The organism is Rummeliibacillus suwonensis (genome assembly GCF_007896435.1).
Classification (GTDB): Bacteria; Bacillota; Bacilli; order Bacillales_A; family Planococcaceae; genus Rummeliibacillus; species Rummeliibacillus suwonensis.
Genome location: NZ_VCBL01000001.1, coordinates 997,585 through 1,017,978 on the forward strand (window position 1 = coordinate 997,585; position 20,394 = coordinate 1,017,978).

General features: G+C 37.1%; 19 protein-coding genes. All 19 read left to right on the plus strand.

Going from position 1 to position 20,394, the window contains the following annotated elements; all coding sequences use genetic code 11:
* The first annotated feature begins 13 nt into the window (after window positions 1-13).
* The 19 genes from dnaK (at window position 14) to FEU33_RS04700 (ending at window position 20,394) form a co-directional block, all read left to right on the plus strand.
* A complete protein-coding gene (dnaK, locus tag FEU33_RS04610) occupies window positions 14-1,843 on the plus strand; it encodes a molecular chaperone DnaK (RefSeq protein ID WP_146548247.1) in 1,830 nt (609 codons plus the stop codon).
* Between the two features lie 479 nt (window positions 1,844-2,322).
* A complete protein-coding gene (gene dnaJ, locus FEU33_RS04615) occupies window positions 2,323-3,453 on the plus strand; it encodes a molecular chaperone DnaJ (protein ID WP_146548248.1) in 1,131 nt (376 codons plus the stop codon).
* An 18-nt stretch (window positions 3,454-3,471) separates the two neighbouring features.
* A complete protein-coding gene (prmA, locus tag FEU33_RS04620; RefSeq protein ID WP_146548249.1) occupies window positions 3,472-4,416 on the plus strand; it encodes a 50S ribosomal protein L11 methyltransferase in 945 nt (314 codons plus the stop codon).
* A gap of 12 nt (window positions 4,417-4,428) precedes the next feature.
* Window positions 4,429-5,166 (plus strand): 16S rRNA (uracil(1498)-N(3))-methyltransferase, encoded by a 738-nt coding sequence (locus tag FEU33_RS04625; RefSeq protein ID WP_146548250.1) that lies wholly within the window; start codon window positions 4,429-4,431, stop codon window positions 5,164-5,166.
* Between the two features lie 592 nt (window positions 5,167-5,758).
* Window positions 5,759-5,956 carry a hypothetical protein gene (locus FEU33_RS04630; protein WP_146548251.1) on the plus strand — a complete coding sequence of 66 codons (198 nt, stop codon included), beginning with the start codon at window positions 5,759-5,761 and terminating at the stop codon, window positions 5,954-5,956.
* A gap of 900 nt (window positions 5,957-6,856) precedes the next feature.
* On the plus strand, window positions 6,857-7,564 hold the full coding sequence (vanR, locus tag FEU33_RS04635) for a VanR-ABDEGLN family response regulator transcription factor (RefSeq protein ID WP_425328576.1): 708 nt from the start codon (window positions 6,857-6,859) through the stop codon (window positions 7,562-7,564).
* Window positions 7,542-8,705, plus strand: coding sequence for a sensor histidine kinase (locus FEU33_RS04640; protein ID WP_425328577.1), 1,164 nt, complete (start codon window positions 7,542-7,544; stop codon window positions 8,703-8,705). The genes vanR and FEU33_RS04640 overlap by 23 nt, the downstream gene beginning before the upstream one ends.
* A 97-nt stretch (window positions 8,706-8,802) precedes the next feature.
* A complete protein-coding gene (locus FEU33_RS04645; RefSeq protein ID WP_146548254.1) occupies window positions 8,803-9,777 on the plus strand; it encodes a D-alanyl-D-alanine carboxypeptidase family protein in 975 nt (324 codons plus the stop codon).
* Window positions 9,778-9,827: 50 nt separating this feature from the next.
* Entirely contained in the window at window positions 9,828-10,331 is a 504-nt protein-coding gene (vanZ-A, locus tag FEU33_RS04650; RefSeq protein WP_146548255.1) for a glycopeptide resistance protein VanZ-A, read from the plus strand.
* 177 nt (window positions 10,332-10,508) lie between these two features.
* On the plus strand, window positions 10,509-11,858 hold the full coding sequence (gene mtaB / locus FEU33_RS04655; RefSeq protein WP_146548256.1) for a tRNA (N(6)-L-threonylcarbamoyladenosine(37)-C(2))-methylthiotransferase MtaB: 1,350 nt from the start codon (window positions 10,509-10,511) through the stop codon (window positions 11,856-11,858).
* 98 nt (window positions 11,859-11,956) lie between these two features.
* Window positions 11,957-12,826 carry an N-acetylmuramoyl-L-alanine amidase family protein gene (locus FEU33_RS04660; protein ID WP_186731316.1) on the plus strand — a complete coding sequence of 290 codons (870 nt, stop codon included), beginning with the start codon at window positions 11,957-11,959 and terminating at the stop codon, window positions 12,824-12,826.
* 304 nt (window positions 12,827-13,130) lie between these two features.
* The gene (deoC, locus tag FEU33_RS04665; protein ID WP_146548258.1) at window positions 13,131-13,799 is read left to right on the plus strand and encodes a deoxyribose-phosphate aldolase; all 669 of its coding nucleotides are present in this window, start codon (window positions 13,131-13,133) and stop codon (window positions 13,797-13,799) included.
* A 116-nt stretch (window positions 13,800-13,915) separates the two neighbouring features.
* Entirely contained in the window at window positions 13,916-14,089 is a 174-nt protein-coding gene (rpsU, locus tag FEU33_RS04670) for a 30S ribosomal protein S21 (protein ID WP_146548259.1), read from the plus strand.
* Window positions 14,090-14,354: 265 nt separating this feature from the next.
* Window positions 14,355-16,346 carry an ABC1 kinase family protein gene (locus FEU33_RS04675; protein ID WP_146548260.1) on the plus strand — a complete coding sequence of 664 codons (1,992 nt, stop codon included), beginning with the start codon at window positions 14,355-14,357 and terminating at the stop codon, window positions 16,344-16,346.
* Window positions 16,347-16,706: 360 nt separating this feature from the next.
* Entirely contained in the window at window positions 16,707-17,459 is a 753-nt protein-coding gene (locus FEU33_RS04680; protein ID WP_146548261.1) for an NfeD family protein, read from the plus strand.
* A gap of 38 nt (window positions 17,460-17,497) precedes the next feature.
* Window positions 17,498-18,478, plus strand: a complete 981-nt coding sequence (gene floA / locus FEU33_RS04685; protein ID WP_186725863.1) for a flotillin-like protein FloA — start codon at window positions 17,498-17,500, stop codon at window positions 18,476-18,478.
* Window positions 18,479-18,514: 36 nt separating this feature from the next.
* Entirely contained in the window at window positions 18,515-18,982 is a 468-nt protein-coding gene (locus tag FEU33_RS04690; protein WP_146548263.1) for a hypothetical protein, read from the plus strand.
* A gap of 48 nt (window positions 18,983-19,030) precedes the next feature.
* A complete protein-coding gene (locus tag FEU33_RS04695; protein ID WP_146548264.1) occupies window positions 19,031-19,270 on the plus strand; it encodes a hypothetical protein in 240 nt (79 codons plus the stop codon).
* A 5-nt stretch (window positions 19,271-19,275) separates the two neighbouring features.
* Window positions 19,276-20,394, plus strand: a complete 1,119-nt coding sequence (locus FEU33_RS04700; RefSeq protein ID WP_146548265.1) for a sporulation protein YqfD — start codon at window positions 19,276-19,278, stop codon at window positions 20,392-20,394.

Here is a 20,394-nt window from a genome sequence, read left to right on the forward strand (position 1 = left end):
GGAGGAAATTGAAATGAGCAAAATTATTGGTATTGACTTAGGTACAACTAACTCTTGCGTATCTGTATTAGAAGGCGGTGAACCCGTAGTTATCGCAAACAAAGAAGGCGCTCGTACAACTCCATCAGTTGTAGCATTCAAAAACGGTGAACGCCAAGTTGGTGAGGTAGCAAAACGTCAATCAATCACTAACCCAAATACGATTATCTCTATTAAACGTCATATGGGTACTGACTATAAAGTGAAAATTGAAGATAAAGAATATACGCCACAAGAAGTTTCAGCCATGATTCTTACGCACTTAAAAGAATATGCTGAAGATTACCTTGGTGAAAAAGTAACAAAAGCAGTTATCACGGTTCCTGCATACTTCAATGATGCTCAACGTCAAGCAACTAAAGATGCTGGTAAGATCGCAGGTCTTGAAGTTGAACGTATTATTAACGAACCTACAGCTGCTGCTCTTGCATACGGCTTAGATAAAACAGAAGAAGACCAAAAAATATTGGTATTTGACCTTGGCGGTGGTACATTCGACGTATCTATCCTTGAATTAGGTGATGGTGTATTTGAAGTATTAGCAACTGCTGGTGATAACCATCTTGGTGGCGACGACTTCGACCAAAAAATTATTGATTATTTAGTGGCAGAATTCAAAAAAGAAAATGGTATTGATCTATCTAAAGATAAAATGGCATTACAACGTTTAAAAGATGCTGCTGAAAAAGCGAAAAAAGAATTATCAGGGGTTTCAACAACTCAAATTTCTTTACCATTTATCACTGCTGGAGAAAATGGTCCATTACATTTAGAAGTAACATTATCACGTGCTAAATTTAATGAGTTAACAGCAGATTTAGTTGAACGTACAATGGTTCCAACTCGTCAAGCATTATCTGATGCAGGTTTATCAGCTTCTGATATCCATGAAGTAATCCTTGTTGGTGGTTCAACTCGTATTCCAGCAGTACAAGAAGCAGTTAAAAAGGCTACTGGTAAAGAACCTCATAAAGGTGTAAACCCTGATGAAGTTGTAGCAATGGGTGCTGCTATTCAAGGTGGCGTTATCACAGGTGATGTAAAAGACGTTGTATTACTTGACGTAACTCCACTTTCACTTGGTATTGAAACAATGGGCGGTGTATTTACAAAATTAATCGATCGTAATACAACGATTCCGACTTCAAAATCACAAGTATTCTCAACAGCTGCAGATAACCAACCTGCTGTAGACATTCATGTATTACAAGGTGAACGTTCAATGGCTGCAGATAACAAAACGTTAGGTCGCTTCCAATTAACGGATATTCCACCAGCTCCACGTGGTGTTCCACAAATCGAAGTAACATTCGATATTGATAAAAACGGTATTGTGAATGTAAAAGCAAAAGACCTTGGTACTCAAAAAGAACAAAATATCACTATCCAATCTGATTCAGGTTTATCTGAAGAAGATATCGATCGTATGGTAAAAGAAGCAGAGGCAAATGCTGAAGCAGATAAGAAACGTAAAGAAGAAGTTGATCTTAAAAACGAAGCAGATCAATTAATCTTCCAAGTCGATAAAACAATCACTGATCTAGGTGATCAAATCACTGAAGATGAAAAGAAATCAGTAACTGATGCAAAAGAAGAATTACAAAAAGCACTTGAAGCTGGTGAAATCGAAGGCATCAAATCAGCTAAAGAAAAATTAGAAGGTGTTCTTCAACCATTAGTGATGAAAGTTTATCAAAAAGCTGCAGAAGCACAACAAGCTCAAGCAGGTGCAGATGGCAACGCAACAGATAAAAAAGATGATGGTGTAGTTGATGCCGATTTTACAGAAGTAAACGATAAATAATCATAAAGAACCGCGCCTATTACAGTAGATAGAAATAAGAGCGCGACATTGGAATCGTAACAGCTATCTGTCATCCAAGTCAGATATCCATCGTTATTGAGAAATATTAAAAAGCCAAAGACCGCTCTCGGGCTTTGGCTTTTTATATTAAAACTTTGTTATAGGATTGTTCGCTCTTGCAATAACAGATAGAATTTCTCTCTACAAGGCTTTAGTCAAGAGGGAATCGACAATTATCTATATAAATAGCATTGGATGACAAACACGCCTGAAAATCTATATTCTAAGGAAAAATAGTTGTTAGGCTGTGAAGACTACTTGAAGTCTCTTTTAGTTTTCAACTAGGGAACTATTTTAACGAAGGATAGCTGCAAGCAAGATCAAATGACAACAAAATGATGACTTGTAAATTATTGCTTTTGTCATCTTATCGATACATGATACAATATTAACTATGTGAAAAGAGCGGAGTGTGGAAGATGGAAAAACGCGATTACTATGAAATCTTAGGTCTTGAAAAAACTGCATCTAAAGACGAAATTAAAAAAGCATATCGTAAACTCTCAAAAAAATACCACCCTGATTTAAACAAAGAACCAGGGGCAGAGGAAAAATTTAAAGAAATCGCTGAAGCATATGAAGTGCTAAGTGACGATCAAAAACGTGCTCGTTACGATCAGTTCGGTCATCAAGATCCGAACCAAGGTTTTGGAGGCTTTAGCGGATTTGGTAGTACTGAAGGTTTTGGAGGATTTGAAGATATCTTTAGTTCATTCTTTGGCGGTGGAAGCAGAACTCGTCGTGATCCCAATGCGCCACGTAAGGGTGATGATCTTCAATACCGAATGACGATTAGTTTTGAAGAAGCCGTATTCGGTAAAGAAAAAGAAATCGAAATCCCACGTGAAGAAACTTGTGATACTTGTCATGGTACAGGGGCTAAACCAGGAACATCAAAAGAAACATGTTCGTACTGTAACGGTACTGGCCAAATATCAGAAACTGTTAATACACCATTTGGTCAAATCGTAAATCGTCGTACATGTAGTCATTGTCAAGGTACTGGCCAAATGATCAAAGAAAAATGTTCAACATGCCATGGTACAGGTACTGTTAAAAAACGTAAGAAAATCAAAGTCAATATTCCAGCAGGTGTAGATGACGGACAACAATTACGAGTAAGTGGTCAAGGTGAAGCAGGTGTAAACGGAGGCCCAGCAGGTGATTTATACATCGTGTTCCATGTTCGTGCTAGCGACAAGTTTGAACGTGATGGAGATGATATTTATTTAGAATTACCAATCACATTCGCTCAAGCTGCACTGGGTGATGAAATAGAAGTACCAACCATCTATGGTAAAGTAAAAATGAAAATCCCAGCAGGTACGCAATCAGGCGACCGTTTCCGCTTAAAAGATAAAGGGGTTAAAAACGTCCATGGTTATGGTAATGGTGATCAACATGTCATTGTTAAAATAAAAACGCCTAAAAAGCTTACAGAAAAACAAAAGGAATTACTTCGTGAATTTGCAAGTATTTCAGGCGATATTCCTGATGAGCAGAGTAGCTCATTAATCGATAAATTAAAGAAAAAATTTAAAGGTGAATAATTAGAGGAGTGATTGCAAGTGAAATGGTCGGAGTTATCCATCCATACAACAAATGAAGCTGTAGAACCTATCTCAAATATATTGCATGAGGCAGGTGCAAGTGGTGTCGTTATTGAAGATTCAGAAGATCTGAGCAAGGTTCGTGAAAATGAATTTGGCGAAATATATGAATTAGATCCTTCAGATTTCCCAGTAGATGGAGTGATCATCAAAGCTTATTTACCTGTCACAAGTTTTTTAGGGGAAACAGTGGAAGAAATTAAACTTGCAATCACTAATCTAGTCAATTTTGATATTAATATTGGTGCCAATGAGGTGTCCATTAGCGAAGTGAACGAAGAAGAATGGGCAACAGCCTGGAAAAAATACTATCATCCAGTGAAAATTTCAAATCGCTTTACGATCGTTCCAACATGGGAAATCTACAAGCCTGTTGACAGCGATGAACTGATTATCGAATTAGATCCTGGTATGGCCTTTGGTACAGGAACACATCCTACAACGGTGATGAGTTTACAAGCACTTGAAAAGTATATGACAGAAGATTCTACAGTAATTGATGTTGGTACGGGTTCAGGTGTATTAGCGATTGGGGCGGCGATGCTAGGTGCACAACATGTCCATGCGCTAGATCTCGATGAAGTAGCTGTCCGATCTGCTAAATTAAATGTCAAGCTAAACAAAGTTCAAGATCATGTTGAAGTAGTGCAAGGAAATTTATTGGATACGGTAAAAGAGCCCGCTGAAATAGTTGTCGCCAATATATTAGCAGAGATCATTATGACCTTTATAGATGATGCACATCGTCTTGTCCGACCAAATGGATATTTTATCGCTTCAGGGATTATTGAAACGAAAAAAGAAGAAGTGAAAACAGCGCTTGAAAAAGCAGGGTTTGTGATTGAAGAAGTGATGATGATGGAAGATTGGGTCACCATTATTTCTCGTAAAGCCAAAGATTAATGGAGTGTATTTATGCAACGATATTTTATAAATGAATCATTTAATCATGAACTAGCGATTATCAGTGGTGATGATGCACACCATATTATGAAGGTCATGCGAATGCGTGCTGGCGATGAAATAATCGTTGTACATAATGGGGAAGCTACGATTTGTGAAATTGCAAAACTAACGGAAGAAGGCGTGCATGTACAAAAAACAATGCGCACACTTCCATCTCCAGAGCTTCCGATTCATGTCACAATCGCCTGCGGCTTACCTAAAGGTGATAAGTTAGATTTAATGGTTCAAAAATCAACAGAGCTGGGAATGTATTCTTTCATCCCTTTTGAAGCAGAACGTTCCGTCGTCAAATGGGATTCTAAAAAAGGAAAAAAGAAACAAGAACGATTGCAAAAAATCGCTAAAGAAGCGGCAGAACAATCACATCGTACACATATCCCAATGATTCAAGAACCTATTAGTTTCAAAAGATTATTACAAGAAGTGGAAAACTATGATGTTGTTTTTCTAGCAGATGAAGAAGATGCTAAACAAGAAGTGCGCACGAGATTCGCCGAACAGCTAAAAAAGGTTTACGATGATCAATCAATGCTTGTCATTTTTGGACCAGAAGGTGGAATTGATCGCGGAGAAGCGCAAGCACTGCGACAATTAGGATGTCAGCCTATAGCGCTAGGCCCTAGAATATTACGAGCAGAAACCGCCCCCTTCTATGTACTTTCTGCTATTTCTTATGAATTTGAATAAAAAAGCGAACAGATTTGTCTGGGCTTTTCACACGCTCGGATGTGTAACTATGATTGAGTATAAAGTTAATAGTGATAAGGCTTCAAGCGCCTTGCAAAAAACTAATTAAAACCGTTATTTTTAAGTGGTTTTTTTGTTTAAGTGATACTTGATGCCAATAGAATTTGCCACATTTCATAACTAAATTTCTCCCCATGCTTATGCAATAAATGACAAAGCTTCTACGTTTTATGTTAGTCAATTTTTCAATATTTGTTCTTGAAGTACACTCATTTTCTTTTCAATATTTAATTGCCATTCTTCGTATGCTTTACAAAGTGATTTTTTGACGAATTATTGCCTTTATGTTCTATAAGCGATTGTAGATGAATTAGATTAGTAATGTAATTTAAAATAACAGTGCGATTACCATGTCATTATCAAGTTTTATGACAGGTGTGATTGAAAAAACACGCTATGCCAAAAGCATTAAAAAGTAGATGAATAAATTCCAGCAACGTGTTAAAGTAAAAGTAGATAAGCGTTCAACACGTAAATCAAGTTTATTGAAGTAAGAGTTAGCTAAATATAAATCATGCCGAGGTGTTTAACTATGAATGAGCAAACTGTTCGTGAACAATCAACATGGGAGCACTACAAATCCATCGAAGCTGAAAACTATCACTTGAAACGACAATTAGCTAATAAAAGCAAAGAAAATAAGCGACTGAAACGTGTTATTAGCGCTTTAAAAGAAAATAGAAAAAAAGATAAACAACGTTTTCGTAATAATGGAAAAGCTGGAAAGTAATTTGAATCATAATAGATAATAAGTTAAAAATATACCGAATTAATACGCTTATCGGAACAATTGGAGACACTGAATTTACGCATTTATCGCGCTTATTTGGTGTTTTTTTATTGAATAAAGAATATTGGTTTGAGAATGTACAGGATAAAAGTCATTCGAGTATAAAAATTTAAAATTGGATATGGATTATAAACACAAAGAAATAATTATCACAAAAACATTAACATTTTGCTTGAAAACTGAATGAAGAAAGGCATCCCAGTGGAATATATGATTACCTCAGCAGAGGATGCATTAAGGAAGTACTCCCACGAAGAAATTGATTGCGCAAAAATACTGGATTGCCTAACGCTGCTCGATGGCACTTTATCAGGGCAAGAGTGAAAGGACTTTGTCTCTGGAAATAGGGGTTCCACCGATGACGATCCAGATTGTAAGTGCATACTTGAAAAACGAAGAAAGCTTATGTCACAATAGTGGTTCATATTGAATTCCTTAGAAAAGCTCGAGGAATCTATTGCTTAAAGCCCTCGCTATTGGCGAAAGTGATATTTATCTCGCTTTAACGGGCAGTAAGACACCATCTCAAGATTTTAGAGAGAAACGAGAAAGATAGATGAGAGAACAACTGCCCGTAAAAGTCTGATTGGTTCAGGCCAACAAGATGTTGGTCACTCAGGTGTTGCCACAGGACGTGGCTCCTTTAACCTGAGTTCCTCTACTTCAGTGGGGGATGAAGAAAACCCCCACTGATGGAGTTTCACCTTATATTTGTGTGTTAAAGCCTATCGGTATCGTGATGTTCAGAAAATCTTAAGATTTTAATAAGTAAAAAGCTATAAAATGGATTTTTGCTTCGCGGTATAACAATCATGGGGATATATATTTAAAAGAAAGAGGATGACACTTTTGGCTGCAAATATTTTAATCGTTGATGATGAACAAGCTATTGCCGATTTGGTTGAAGTTTATTTAAAAAATGAGAATTATTCTGTCTTTAAATTTTATAAAGGCAATGATGCTCTTAACTGCATTGAAAAAGAAAGATTGGATCTCGCCATTTTGGACGTCATGCTTCCTGATGTAGACGGTTTTTCAATATGTCAGCAAATCCGGGAAAAGCATAATTTCCCGGTTATTATGCTGACAGCCAAAGAAGAAGAAATTGATAAGATCACTGGGCTAACATTAGGTGCGGACGACTATATCACGAAACCGTTCCGTCCTTTGGAACTTATTGCCCGTGTAAAGGCACAGCTTCGGAGATTTACCAAATATAATTCGGCGGAGCTAAACCAGAAAGAACACTTGGTTGCCTTTTCCGGCTTGGTATTGGACAAGGATACTCATGAATGTACGCTGAATGAAAAAAAGCTTTCTCTCACTCCTACAGAATTCTCCATCCTTTGGGTTCTTTGTTCCAATCGCGGACGGGTGGTTAGTTCGGAAGAATTGTTCCATGAGGTATGGGGAGATAAGTATTTCACTAACAGTAATAATACAGTAATGGTACATATCCGTCATTTAAGGGAAAAAATGCACGACAGCGCGGAACATCCTAAATATATCAAAACGGTATGGGGGGTTGGCTATAAAATTGAAAAGTAAGAGAAAAAATGATTATTCGAAATTAAAAAGGAAAGTATTTTTTCGAATGCTCCTTATTATGTTTACCGCGGTTGCAGCTGTTATCTTCCTGCGCTTTATCATCCAAAAAAGCTTTAGTTTAGGAGACAACATCGTTAGTTTTCTAATGAATACATTTTATTTGCGTGACAGGGAAGCTCTGATGATTTATCAATATGCATTTCTTAACAATATTGAATTCATTACACTTATTGTGATTCTTATATTCTTGGTTATATCACTTAGATTAACAATTTCTTGGTTTACCAAATATTTCGATGAAGTCAGTGCTGGAATGGATAAACTTGTTGGAAAATCCGATGATGAAATTACATTATCACCGGAGTTGGATTTTATGGAAAATAAGCTTAATCAAATAAAAAATAACTTAGAAAAACAAAAGAAGGCTGTACTTGATGCTGAGCAGCGCAAAAATGATTTGGTAGTTTACCTGGCTCATGATATAAAGACACCTCTGACCTCCGTTATAGGATATTTAAGTCTTCTAGATGAAGCTTCAGATATGCCTCCGAAACAGAAGGCAAAATATGTCGGTATTACATTAGAAAAAGCTTATCGATTAGAGCAACTTATCAATGAATTTTTTGAGATCACAAGATTTAATCTTCAAACAATTGTTTTGAATAAAGTAAAAATCAATTTACTATTCATGCTCCAGCAGATGGCTGATGAATTCTATCCAATGCTGACTCCACAGGAAAAGCGGGTGTCCGTCAATGTACCTGACGGCCTCACTCTATGGGGGGATGCGGACAAACTGGCTCGTGTATTCAATAACATTCTGAAAAATGCGATAGCCTATAGCTATGAAAACAGCGTCATTGACATTTCTGCTCAGCAGCAAGATGAAAATATTATGATTACTTTTACGAATCAAGGTCATCCAATCCCACGAGAAAAACTGGAAACGATATTTGAGAAATTTTTTCGGTTGGACACATCCCGTTCTACCCATACAGGTGGCGCCGGGCTTGGACTGGCTATTGCCAAAGAAATTATAAATGCGCATGGAGGCAATATTTTCGTGCAAAGTCATACAGAAAAGACCGTCTTTACCGTCGTGCTTCCACAAAAGCAAGAAAAGGATAAGTTATCTGCTTGAGATAAGAAAATCTTAAGAAATTCATAAGCTGAAATTCCAACATAGCTTCCTATTCTGTGGTTAAATAATATCATCACAGAACAAGGAGCTCTTTTATATGGTACGAAAAGTAAAAAGGAAAAAGCCGAGGATCAACATATTTGTCACTTTTTTATTGATGGTCGCCATTGCTGTTTTGGCTTACAAATCGATCATTTCTCTCGGAAATCATCCTATATTTAAGAAAGAATATGATGATAGAACAGCGCTGGTTTCTTCGTCAAAGATAGAACCCGGTCCCTCTGTTTCCATATCTCCCGATAAGCTGAACAGTTCCAATGCGATTCTGGTCCGATTAAAAGATCATACCATCCTAATGCAAAAAAACAGCGAAGAAAAAATTTATCCGGCTTCTTTGACTAAGATGATGACAGCCATTGTTGCGATAGAAAATTTACCTGATCTGAAGGAAGAAATCAAACTTACCAATTCGACGTTTCAGGGGCTGTACGAAGCAAATGCATCAATGGCTGGTTTTCAGCTAGGTGAGCAGGTGCAAGCAATCGATCTGTTATACGGAGCAATGCTACCGAGTGGTGCGGAATGCTCTTTGGGATTAGCTAACCAGATTGCGGGATCAGAGCGGGATTTTGTAAAATTAATGAATCAAAAGGCGGCAGATATTGGAATGGAAAATACTCATTTTGAAAATGCAACTGGACTTCACAATGGTAACCACTACACAACAGTCAAAGATATGGCTGTTCTTCTAAGCTATGCTCTGCAAAATGATACTTTCCGGGAGATTTTTACTTCATCCCGTCATTCCACACAACCTACAAATATGCATCCTGATGGGCTGACCTTTAACAGCACCCTGTTTGAAAAACTCAACCATCAAAACATTACGGGCGGGAAAATTTTAGGAGGGAAAACTGGATATACTGATGAAGCCGGTCTATGTCTCGCGAGTCTCGCTAAAGTAGGTAACCAAGAGTATATTTTGATTTCGGTTGGTGCGAAAGGGGATCACCATTCGGAACAGTATAATATTACCGATGCATTAGCTGTATATAACAGTATAGAAAAATAATAAGTTTTTCTATTTTTGATCTACTTAAAAAAAGAATTAGAGGAGATTATATGGGGAAAATATTATCTAGAGGATTGCTAGCTTTATATTTAGTGATACTAATCTGGTTAGTGTTATTCAAATTCTCATTCAATATTTCATCAGTACTTAATTATCAACATAGAAGTCTAAACTTGATTCCATTTGCTGCTCCCTCAATCGTAAATGGAGAAATTAATTTTAGAGAGAGCATCTATAATTGTATAGTCTTTATTCCTTTTGGTTTGCTTTTGAATGTCAATTTTAAAAAAACTGGATTTTACCCTAAGTTCGCTTTTATACTGTTTTTTAGCCTCACTGCTGAGTTCCTTCAATTTGTCTTTGCTATTGGAGCGACAGACATAACCGATTTAATAACAAATACTGCTGGAGGTTTTCTTGGACTGAAATTATATGAGTTAAGCAATAAGTATATGAATAATGAAAAATTAGACAGAGTTATTATTTCTGTTGGTATACTTTTGTTCGTATTATTTATCTCAATGGATGCCATTCATTTTCGTCGAAGGTTCTGAGGTAAATTGAGGGGAGTTCTTTTTTTAATAAGAATTAACGAACACATCGCGTAACCATCAGTGGAGGATGAAGAAAACCCCCACTGATGGAGTTTCACTTTATCAAATTTTATGATTTGTGCTATTATTAATAGATGCGATAATTTGAAGTGTAAGCGTGAAAGGATGTAATAAATCATGATTGAAAAGCTACCGAAAACCGTGAGCTTTTATACATTAGGTTGTAAGGTGAATCACTATGAAACCGAAGCGATTTGGCAGCTATTTAAGGATAATGGATATGAACGTACGGAATTTGATCATCAATCCGATGTTTATGTCATTAATACATGTACAGTGACCAATACAGGTGATAAAAAAAGCCGTCAAGTCATTCGTCGTGCCATTCGGCAAAATCCAGATGCTGTTATTTGTGTAACAGGATGCTATGCGCAAACATCTCCTGCTGAAATCATGGCAATTCCGGGTGTCGATATTGTCGTAGGTACGCAGGATCGTGTGAAAATGCTGGACTATATCGAGCAATATAGAGAGCAGCGCCAACCCATCAATGCGGTTAAAAATATTATGAAAAATCGCGTGTACGAAGAATTAGATGTTCCATACTTTACAGATCGCACGCGTGCCTCTTTGAAAATACAAGAAGGCTGTAATAACTTCTGTACATTTTGCATCATCCCTTGGGCTCGTGGCTTAATGCGTTCGCGTGATCCAAAAGAAGTGGTTCGACAAGCACAGCAACTGGTGGATGCTGGGTATCTTGAAATTGTCTTAACAGGTATCCATACAGGTGGTTATGGACAAGATTTAAAAGATTATAATTTAGCACAGCTTTTACGTGACATTGAAGCAAATGTGAAAGGATTAAAACGTCTTCGAATTAGTTCTATTGAAGCGAGTCAACTAACAGATGAAGTAATAGAAGTGTTACGCGATTCTAAGATTGTTGTCAATCATTTACACATTCCAATTCAATCCGGTTCTGATACAGTATTGAAACGTATGCGCCGAAAATATACAATGGCGTTCTTTGGTGAACGTTTAGAGCGTTTGCGTGAAGCGTTACCGGATTTAGCTGTTACTTCAGACGTCATAGTTGGTTTCCCAGGTGAGACAGAGGAAGAATTTATGGAAACATATCATTTTATTGCAAAACATAAATTTGCGGAACTTCATGTATTTCCATTCTCAAAACGTACAGGTACTCCTGCTGCTCGTATGGAAGATCAAATCGATGAAGAAATTAAAGATGAACGTGTGCATCGTTTATTAACATTGAACGATCAGCTAGCCAAAGAATATGCTTCAAGATTTGAAGGAGAAGTTTTGGAAGTTATCCCAGAGGAAATCATCCAAGAAGGTGAAGAAGCGGGATTGCTTACAGGCTATACTGGAAACTATATGAAAATTGTATTTGAAGGTACAGAAGATATGATCGGTAAACTAGTAAAAGTCAAAATTGACAAATCAGGATATCCTCATTCACATGCACAATTTGTTCGAGTGTTGGACACTGTTGAAGCATAATTTTGAGAATATGTCCAAAAGCCTAGCGACCAAAGCTGGGCTTTTTTGTTATAGTTATATATATATCAAATGGAGGATAACGAATTGAGGCGATGCAGATGAAAAAATTGGCACTAACATTAATCATAATGACGCTCGTTGTCTCAAGCGCTATTTTGATCGTCAACCATCAAACACATCAAGGACTATTGAATAATAGTGATAGCAATCATATGAATTCCATGGATGCTGCACACAAAAAAGAAAACACCAGCAATAAAATGAAAAAAGAAACTGCGACAACCACTTCAAAGAAAAAAGAAAAGAAGCCCTTACAACAAAAAAAGGATACGAAGCAAGTCGTCATTACCATTGATCCTGGTCATCAAAAGCATGCCAATACGGAACAAGAGCCGATTGCACCGGGATCAGAGGTAAGAAAATACAAGGCTACTGTCGGTTCGATGGGAATCATTACTAGAAGACCTGAATATGCCATTACGCTAGATGCCTCTAAAATGCTCCAAAAGAAATTGACCAAAAGAGGCTATAAGGTGATTTTAACCCGTAATACAAATGATGTAGATCTATCCAATCAAGATCGTGCTAAAATAGCAAACAAGCATCACTCAACTTTATTTATAAGAGTTCATGCAGATGGAGCAGAGAGCCCCGATGCACATGGCTTTTCGATTATTGCACCATCTAAGAATAATCCATACACCAAAAAAGTATTTAAAGAAAGCCAAAAAGCATCAAAATCAATTGTTCAATATGTAAAGCAAGACTTTACACTCTATCAAAGTGGGATAAGCTATCGCAGTGACTTATCAGGATTTAATTGGTCAAAAGTACCTGTTATCCTTGTAGAATTAGGTTATATAACAAATCCACAGGAAGATCGCAACCTTACAAATCCTAAATTTTTAGAAAAATTAACAACTTCTATTGCACAAGGTGTCGATCATTATTTAGATGAAAACAAATAAAAGTGGTCAAAAATTTCTTGGGAAATAGAGTGGCAGCTTCATCATGTGAAAAGAGCACAAAATGCTGTTTAATCAGCACGTGTGTTCTTTTTTAGTATATTCTTTTCTTGAACAGCTTTGATCTGTCTATAAATGGCTCTATGAAAGGCTAGGCTAGAGCCATTTTCAAGTAAAGCATATTCTAATGTTTTAGTGAAAAAAACAATTGTACGGATAGTTTGTGTTACTTTTTGTGGAAAAGATATCATGTATCGTGATAGACTTTAGATGTACGTACATCTTATGGCTAAAGGAGTTTGACAATATGACGAAAAGCTATGCCTCATACATTGATCACACATTATTGAAACCAGAGGCAACAAAAGAACAAATCCAAAGAATTTGTGCTGAGGCAAAAGAATATGGATTTGCTTCTGTTTGTGTAAATCCTACTTGGGTAAGTTTAGCTGCCGCAGAGTTAAAAGAGGTAGCATCGAAAGTTTGCACAGTAATCGGTTTTCCATTGGGAGCATCAACAAGTGCTACAAAAGCTTTTGAAACAAAAGATGCCATTGCAAATGGCGCGGATGAAATCGATATGGTGATCAATATTGGTGCTTTAAAAAGCAAACAGTATAAAGCAGTGGAAAAAGATATTCGAGCTGTTGTAGAAGCAGCAAATGGCACTTTGGTAAAAGTCATCATCGAAACATGTCTCCTTTCAAAAGAAGAAAAGATGAAAGCCTGTGAATTAGCTGTCTCAGCTGGTGCCGATTTCGTGAAAACTTCTACTGGTTTTTCAACAGGAGGAGCTACAGTAGAAGATGTAGCGTTGATGCGCCAAACAGTCGGTCCTAAAATCGGTGTAAAAGCATCTGGCGGCGTTAGAAGTTTAGAAGATTTAGAATCGATGGTGAAAGCAGGTGCCACACGTATAGGCGCAAGCTCCGGTGTTAAAATCATAAAAGGTCAAAGTATAAAAACAGACTATTAATTCAACCAATGGTATTGACCAAAACCTAGTAATAAGTTATAATTTTTAATACACGACGTTATAACGTCATAAATAATGTTGTGTGTTGACGTGTGTTCGGAGGGAGGGAAAAAGAGATGACAAAAACTGTCGTTAGAAAAAACGAATCGCTTGAAGATGCTCTTCGTCGCTTCAAACGTACTGTTTCTAAAAGTGGTACTATTCAAGAGGTAAGAAAACGCGAATTTTATGAAAAACCTAGCGTAAGACGCAAAAAGAAATCAGAAGCTGCTCGTAAACGTAAGTGGTAATTTCCGTTCCTAGACAATCCCTACGTTCTAAACACGCACTATCATGATTTATTAAACTCGCAATCATTGTAAGCCGAGAAATCTTAATGGATTTCTCGGCTTATTTACATTTTGAGAAGAAAATGTACTGGCTTTGATCTAAAAATGGGTCTTCATCAGATTTTTACATAAAAATGGATCGATCATATAGTAGGCTCTGACAAGCTTTACCAAGTTTTTTATGGTTTAATATACATAACCGAAATAATTTTGCGAAGGTGATTCCATGCATTATCTATGGACAGCTTTAGAACTAATTGTAATAGGGATCTTGATCTATTTCGTTAGTGGACGACTTATAGGGACAAAGCTTAATTTTATGAAAAAGATATTATCAGCTGTGCTAAGCGTTGTCTTTACGACATTTGTATACTGGTACTCATATTTAAGACACACAGACTTTCCTAAAGAGGATATGCTTCAAGAAGTCACGAATATAAGTACACTCGTATGGATTGGGAGCATGCTTTTAATTGCGATGTTGTTTTATTTGATATTAGAATTATTTGATCCAATCCAACTAGGTGAACGAGGAGAAAGATTAACAGGAAATCGCAATATTATATCTAGGGCTCTTAGTAGCTGGAGAAGACAAAGACGCCTTGCACAAGTGTTTAGAATTGCGTTTCAACAAGGGATCGGACGTACACTAAGATATAAAAGAACCTATGAAAATGATCGTTTTTTAGCTAGTATTTTGCGAAAGACATTAGAAGAATGTGGCGGTATCTTTATAAAATTTGGACAGGTGCTGTCGACCAGAAAGGATATATTACCGCCTGTCTTTATCGATGAATTATCGAAGTTGCAGCAATATGTTAAATCGATGACGACTGAGCAAGTATATGAGCAGTTATCTGAAAATCTTCAGCATCCCATAGAGGAAGTTTTCAAATATTTTGATGACAAGCCTCTTGCAGCTGGCTCCATCGGACAAGTCCACAAGGCAGTCTTAAAAGAAAATGGCGATGAGGTAATTGTCAAAATACTGCGCCCCGATGTTGTATCTGTGATGAATCAGGATTTAGATATTCTTCTTCACTTCGCCAACTGGCTTGCTGAGGAATCTTCATGGGCTGAAAATTTAGGATTATATCAATTAGCAACCGGATTCGCGGACAATCTCCGTGAAGAGATCAATTTTGAAATTGAAGCAAGAAACATGGAGCAAGTGACAAATGCATTGGGGAATAACCAAAAAAATATTAAGATTCCAAAGGTTTATAAAAAATATAGTAATCGCATGATTTTAGTGGTTGAGTTTTTACATGGTGTCAGTATAAAAGATAGCACATTATTATTAAAGCAGCACGGGATAGAGGAAAATGAATTGTTGCGTACAATTTTCTATTCATTCTTACAGCAATTGCTTGTGGCAGGTGTATTTCATGCAGATCCTCATCCAGGAAATATTTATGTGCTAGAGGAAACAGGACAGGCTTGTTTCCTCGATTTTGGGGCAGTAGGAAGAATTGGACCTATTCAACAACAAGGATTCCGCACATTGTTTATCGGCATTGAACGAAACGATCCAAAGGTTGTACTAGAGGGTTTAAAGCATTTAATCCAAGATGAAGAAATACGGCATGAAGAAAATCTTCTGCAAGCAATCAGCCAACTACTTATTCAACTATCTTATTTGGATCGGATATCAGCAGAAGAATTGGTTCAATCATTATTTACAATTATCCAAAAATATGAATTGCGACTTTATCCGATGGTCAGTGTAGCATTGCGTGCACTTATCACATTAGAAGGCACTTTAAATATTTTGGATACAGACTATGACTTATTTTCTGAAGTTAAGCGGTTTACATCCAAGAACAAGAAAGAGTTTTTAGCCGTTTCAAGTTTTAAAGATGCAAAAGACCTTATAGAACAAGAGCTTGTCATGATGCTGCCGACTTTACAAGATTTACCTCGTCGTTTTGAAAATATGGCCGAAACCATTGAAAAAGGTAAAGTAACAGTGAGATTAGATATTTTTTCAGAAAAAGCAAGCAGTACATTTGTGAACCAATGGCTATCTCATTTTATGCTCTTGTTAGTTGGTATTACGATCGGTATTATTTCAGTTTCTTTGCTAGCTATCTCTCAATTTATAAACTCTGTTTCAGCCATCTATCTAAACACGGCTTCTTTTTTGGGGCTCTTTTTAAGTGCCATTATTCTTGTCCGTCTATCTATTCATGCGATTAGAAGTTCCAAGAGAGTATAAGTGAAAATAAATCAGGATCAGGTGTGTTGATTAGGAAAAAATCAGGCTGAATATTTGGTGCAATTCTAAAAAATATTGTATTTTTAACTCCATTTATATAGATTGTAGCTGCGGTTTGCTCGACTCCAGCGGGAAAAGCGAGACAGCTGAGACCCTGCACGAGCGCAGCGAAGGAAGCGGCTCAGCGTTCGCCCGCAGGAAAGCGAGCAAGCCGTAGCGGAAATCAGCAAATATTCTATATTTCAGTGGATAGAATTGGATAATAAATACGCCTGAAAATAAATGAAACTTATACCGTATTGGATCGTATGTTATAACGAATCGTTTTTTAGTGAGAGGAGAGGTAGATGGTATTAAAAAATGCAAAAAATAATTTTATTCATGATGTTCATATTCTTGGCATTGAGCATTGTTAGTCCAAGTTATGCTATTTCTTTAGATGATGCCTCGTCAACTCAGGCAACAGATGGGTGGCTATGGTGGATGACAAACCCATTTGTTGTGACAATTATACTTTGTATAGCAAGCAGCGGCATGGTATTGCAGTTATTTCAGCCACATTTTAGTTTTGGTGGTATGATCAGCATTTTTGCACTATTTATATTTTACGTGACTCATATGATTGCTGGATATGCAACTTGGCAAAGTATATTTATATTAGTCTTAGGGATTCTTTTATTACTATTAGAGTTGATATTGCCCGGTGGTATTGTAGGTATCTTAGGCTTTGCAGCAATTATCATAAGCTTGTTAAGCTCTGGAACCGATACAATACATATGGCATATGCAATTTTGATCGCCTTAATCATGGCGGTCTTAGGAATGGTGATTCTGATGAAGTTTTTTGGCAAAAAGTTAAATATGTTTAACAAAATGGTGTTAAATGATTCAACGGATACCGAAAAAGGTTATGTATCCAATAAGAATCGTACGGAATTGTTGGGATTAGAAGCGATAACGACAACTCCGCTCCGTCCTTCTGGCACTGCTATGTTGGGAAATGAGCGGATTGATGTTGTCACAGAGGGTGGCTATATAGAAGCTCATAAAAAAGTTACGATTATTAAAGTAGAAGGCGTTCGTATAGTCGTGCGAGAGTCTCATCAAGAATAGGAGGAAACAAAATGGCACTTTTAAGTGGTAGTCTTTTGATGACAATTATCGGAATTGTAGTAGTGTTTTTAGCTTTAGTCATCTTATTTACCTTTGTACCAGTAGCACTTTGGATTTCAGCGTTAGCTGCGGGTGTTAAAGTCAGTATTTTTACATTAGTCGGAATGCGTTTGCGCCGTGTTATTCCTGCACGTATCGTGAATCCTTTGATCAAAGCACATAAGGCAGGTCTTCCTGTAACGATCAATCAGCTAGAAAGTCACTATTTAGCTGGTGGGAATGTTGATCGTGTCGTCAATGCATTGATAGCGGCTCATCGTGCCAATATTTCATTGACCTTTGAACGTTGTGCTGCCATTGATCTAGCAGGTCGTGACGTATTAGAAGCTGTACAAATGTCTGTTAATCCAAAAGTCATTGAAACACCTTTTATCGCAGGGGTTGCGATGAACGGTATCGAAGTAAAGGCAAAAGCACGTATAACAGTTCGTGCCAATATTGATCGTTTAGTCGGCGGTGCTGGTGAAGAAACGATTGTTGCTCGTGTAGGGGAAGGGATTGTCAGCACGATCGGTAGTTCTCAAAGCCATACAGATGTTCTTGAAAACCCTGACTCTATTTCACAAACGGTATTATCAAAAGGATTAGATTCAGGTACTGCATTTGAAATTTTATCCATCGATATCGCAGACGTTGATGTTGGCAAAAATATTGGAGCAGAACTTCAAATTGAGCAAGCCCAAGCTGATAAAAATATTGCCCAAGCAAAAGCAGAAGAACGTCGTGCAATGGCGGTTGCATCTGAACAAGAAATGATTGCAAAAGTTCAAGAGATGAAAGCAAAAGTCGTTGAAGCAGAGGCAGAAGTTCCAATGGCGATGGCAGAAGCTTTACGCAATGGTAATATTGGCTTTATGGATTATATGAATTATAAAAACATTCAAGCGGATACAGGAATGCGTGATTCCATTGGAAAGATGAATCAAAGTGGTCATGATGGAAACAAGGCTGGTCAATAATAGAAATATGAATCAATAGAGAAAGGCGGGCGTCATATGGAAGCGATTATATTATTAATCATTTCTTCACTTATTGGTTATTTCTTAAAAAATAAAGAAGAGACGTCAAACGTACCACCGCCACTTGATCGCAGAGTCCAACGTTCTGAATCAAAGAAGATCGGACCATCGATGCGCCAAAAGCTCGACGAAGTTTCAAAAGAGGTATTACAGGATTTAGAGAAAAAAATACCTGAGCCAGATGAGTTACAAAAACAGACGGGGCGAATGATGAGGCAGATGGAACCACCTTTTGAGAAGAGGATATTTGAGCATACTGAACGCTTGAAGCCATCTCAAAATTCAAATGCCCCTTCTACGATGATGCTAGGGGCAACGCAACAGCCAATGCCTAAACAAGAAACGGCTGATGCCAACGGTTTTAAATTTCCAAGTTCCTCAAATGAATTAGCGCAAGCAATGATCATGGCTGAAATTTTAGGCCCACCTAAATCGAAAAGATAACATGCCCTCCTCTCTTTAAGCATATGCTACAAAGAGAGGAGGTTTTTTATGTCGAAAAGGCTATTACAAGTCATGCCTCTGATCGAAATCGAAAACTTCCGGCAAATCAGGATCAGAGGAGATTTACTGCTTGAAACGATTGCAGACCACCATATGGTTTTTTTACATGAAGATTATCGCATCAAAATCGAAGCCGATTCCTTTCATGTAAGACTTCTTCGCGATGAATTGTTGGCACTTGACATGAAAAACTTAAAAAAAATTGAGCTTACCAGAATAGAGGAATAGGAAGTATGAAAAAAAGTCGTGAATATCGCATTGTTCGTATTCGTATCAAACGAACGAAAAGACTCCCAGCTTTTTTAACAGCCTTGACCAAAAATAAAATCGCATTGCATCATCTTACAACCACTGACAATGAAGTGTCATTCCATACGATTCGAAAACATCTACCAACTATAAGAAAATTACGCTATCAATATGGCATTTCATTTCGCATTGAGTCATTGGATGATGATCAAGTACTACGAAAAGAATGGATTGTTTACGTAGGATTGCTGATTTTGTTTGCCATTCCTTTTTTCTTTTCTCAATGGATATGGCAGGTTTCAGTTGAAAATGCCACACCAGAACAATCAGAAGAATTATCGGAAACCCTTCATGAGATGCATTTGGCAGGTCCATTTATGAAAAGGAATAAACCAGATGATTCACTTATACGTCAATATATTTTATCTAAACATCGAGATTTATCTTGGGTGCATATACATCGAAGAGGCAGTAAGATTATTTTTGAACCCTTAGAAGCACCAGTTATCGAAAATGAAGTTAACAATGATTCAGTAAAGGGCAATTTAATCGCAAATAAAAGTGGTGTTATTACACATTTTAATTTACTAAAGGGAGAAAGAGTTGTAGAAGAAAATGATGCTGTGAAAAATGGTCAATTATTAGTGTCTGGTGTTATAAAAAGTGGCGAAGATAGTATTGTTTATGGTGCGGAGGGAGAAGTATATGCAGATTATTGGATAGAATCGGCGTTTTCATTGCCAAAGAAAATTACCTATCAAACGATGGGAGAAAAAACTTACCATTTTCGCTGGGCAAATGAAAAAAAGAGTGGGAATGAATGGAAAATTGTAAAGCTTCCTAAATGGTTTTCCATGATTGGCGAGGTATACTTACAACAGGAATTAATCGAAAAACAAGTGACATTGGATGAAAAATCGATCGAGGATATCGTGATCCCTCTATTGCACCAAAGATATATAAAAGACTTACCGCCTAAAACAGTCGTTAAACGTGAAAAACTTTTGAATGTTACATTTGATAATGATACAGTTAAAGGGAAAGTATTGTTTTTGGTAAATGAAAATATTGCGATTAAACAAGCGATTAACCAAGGAGATTGA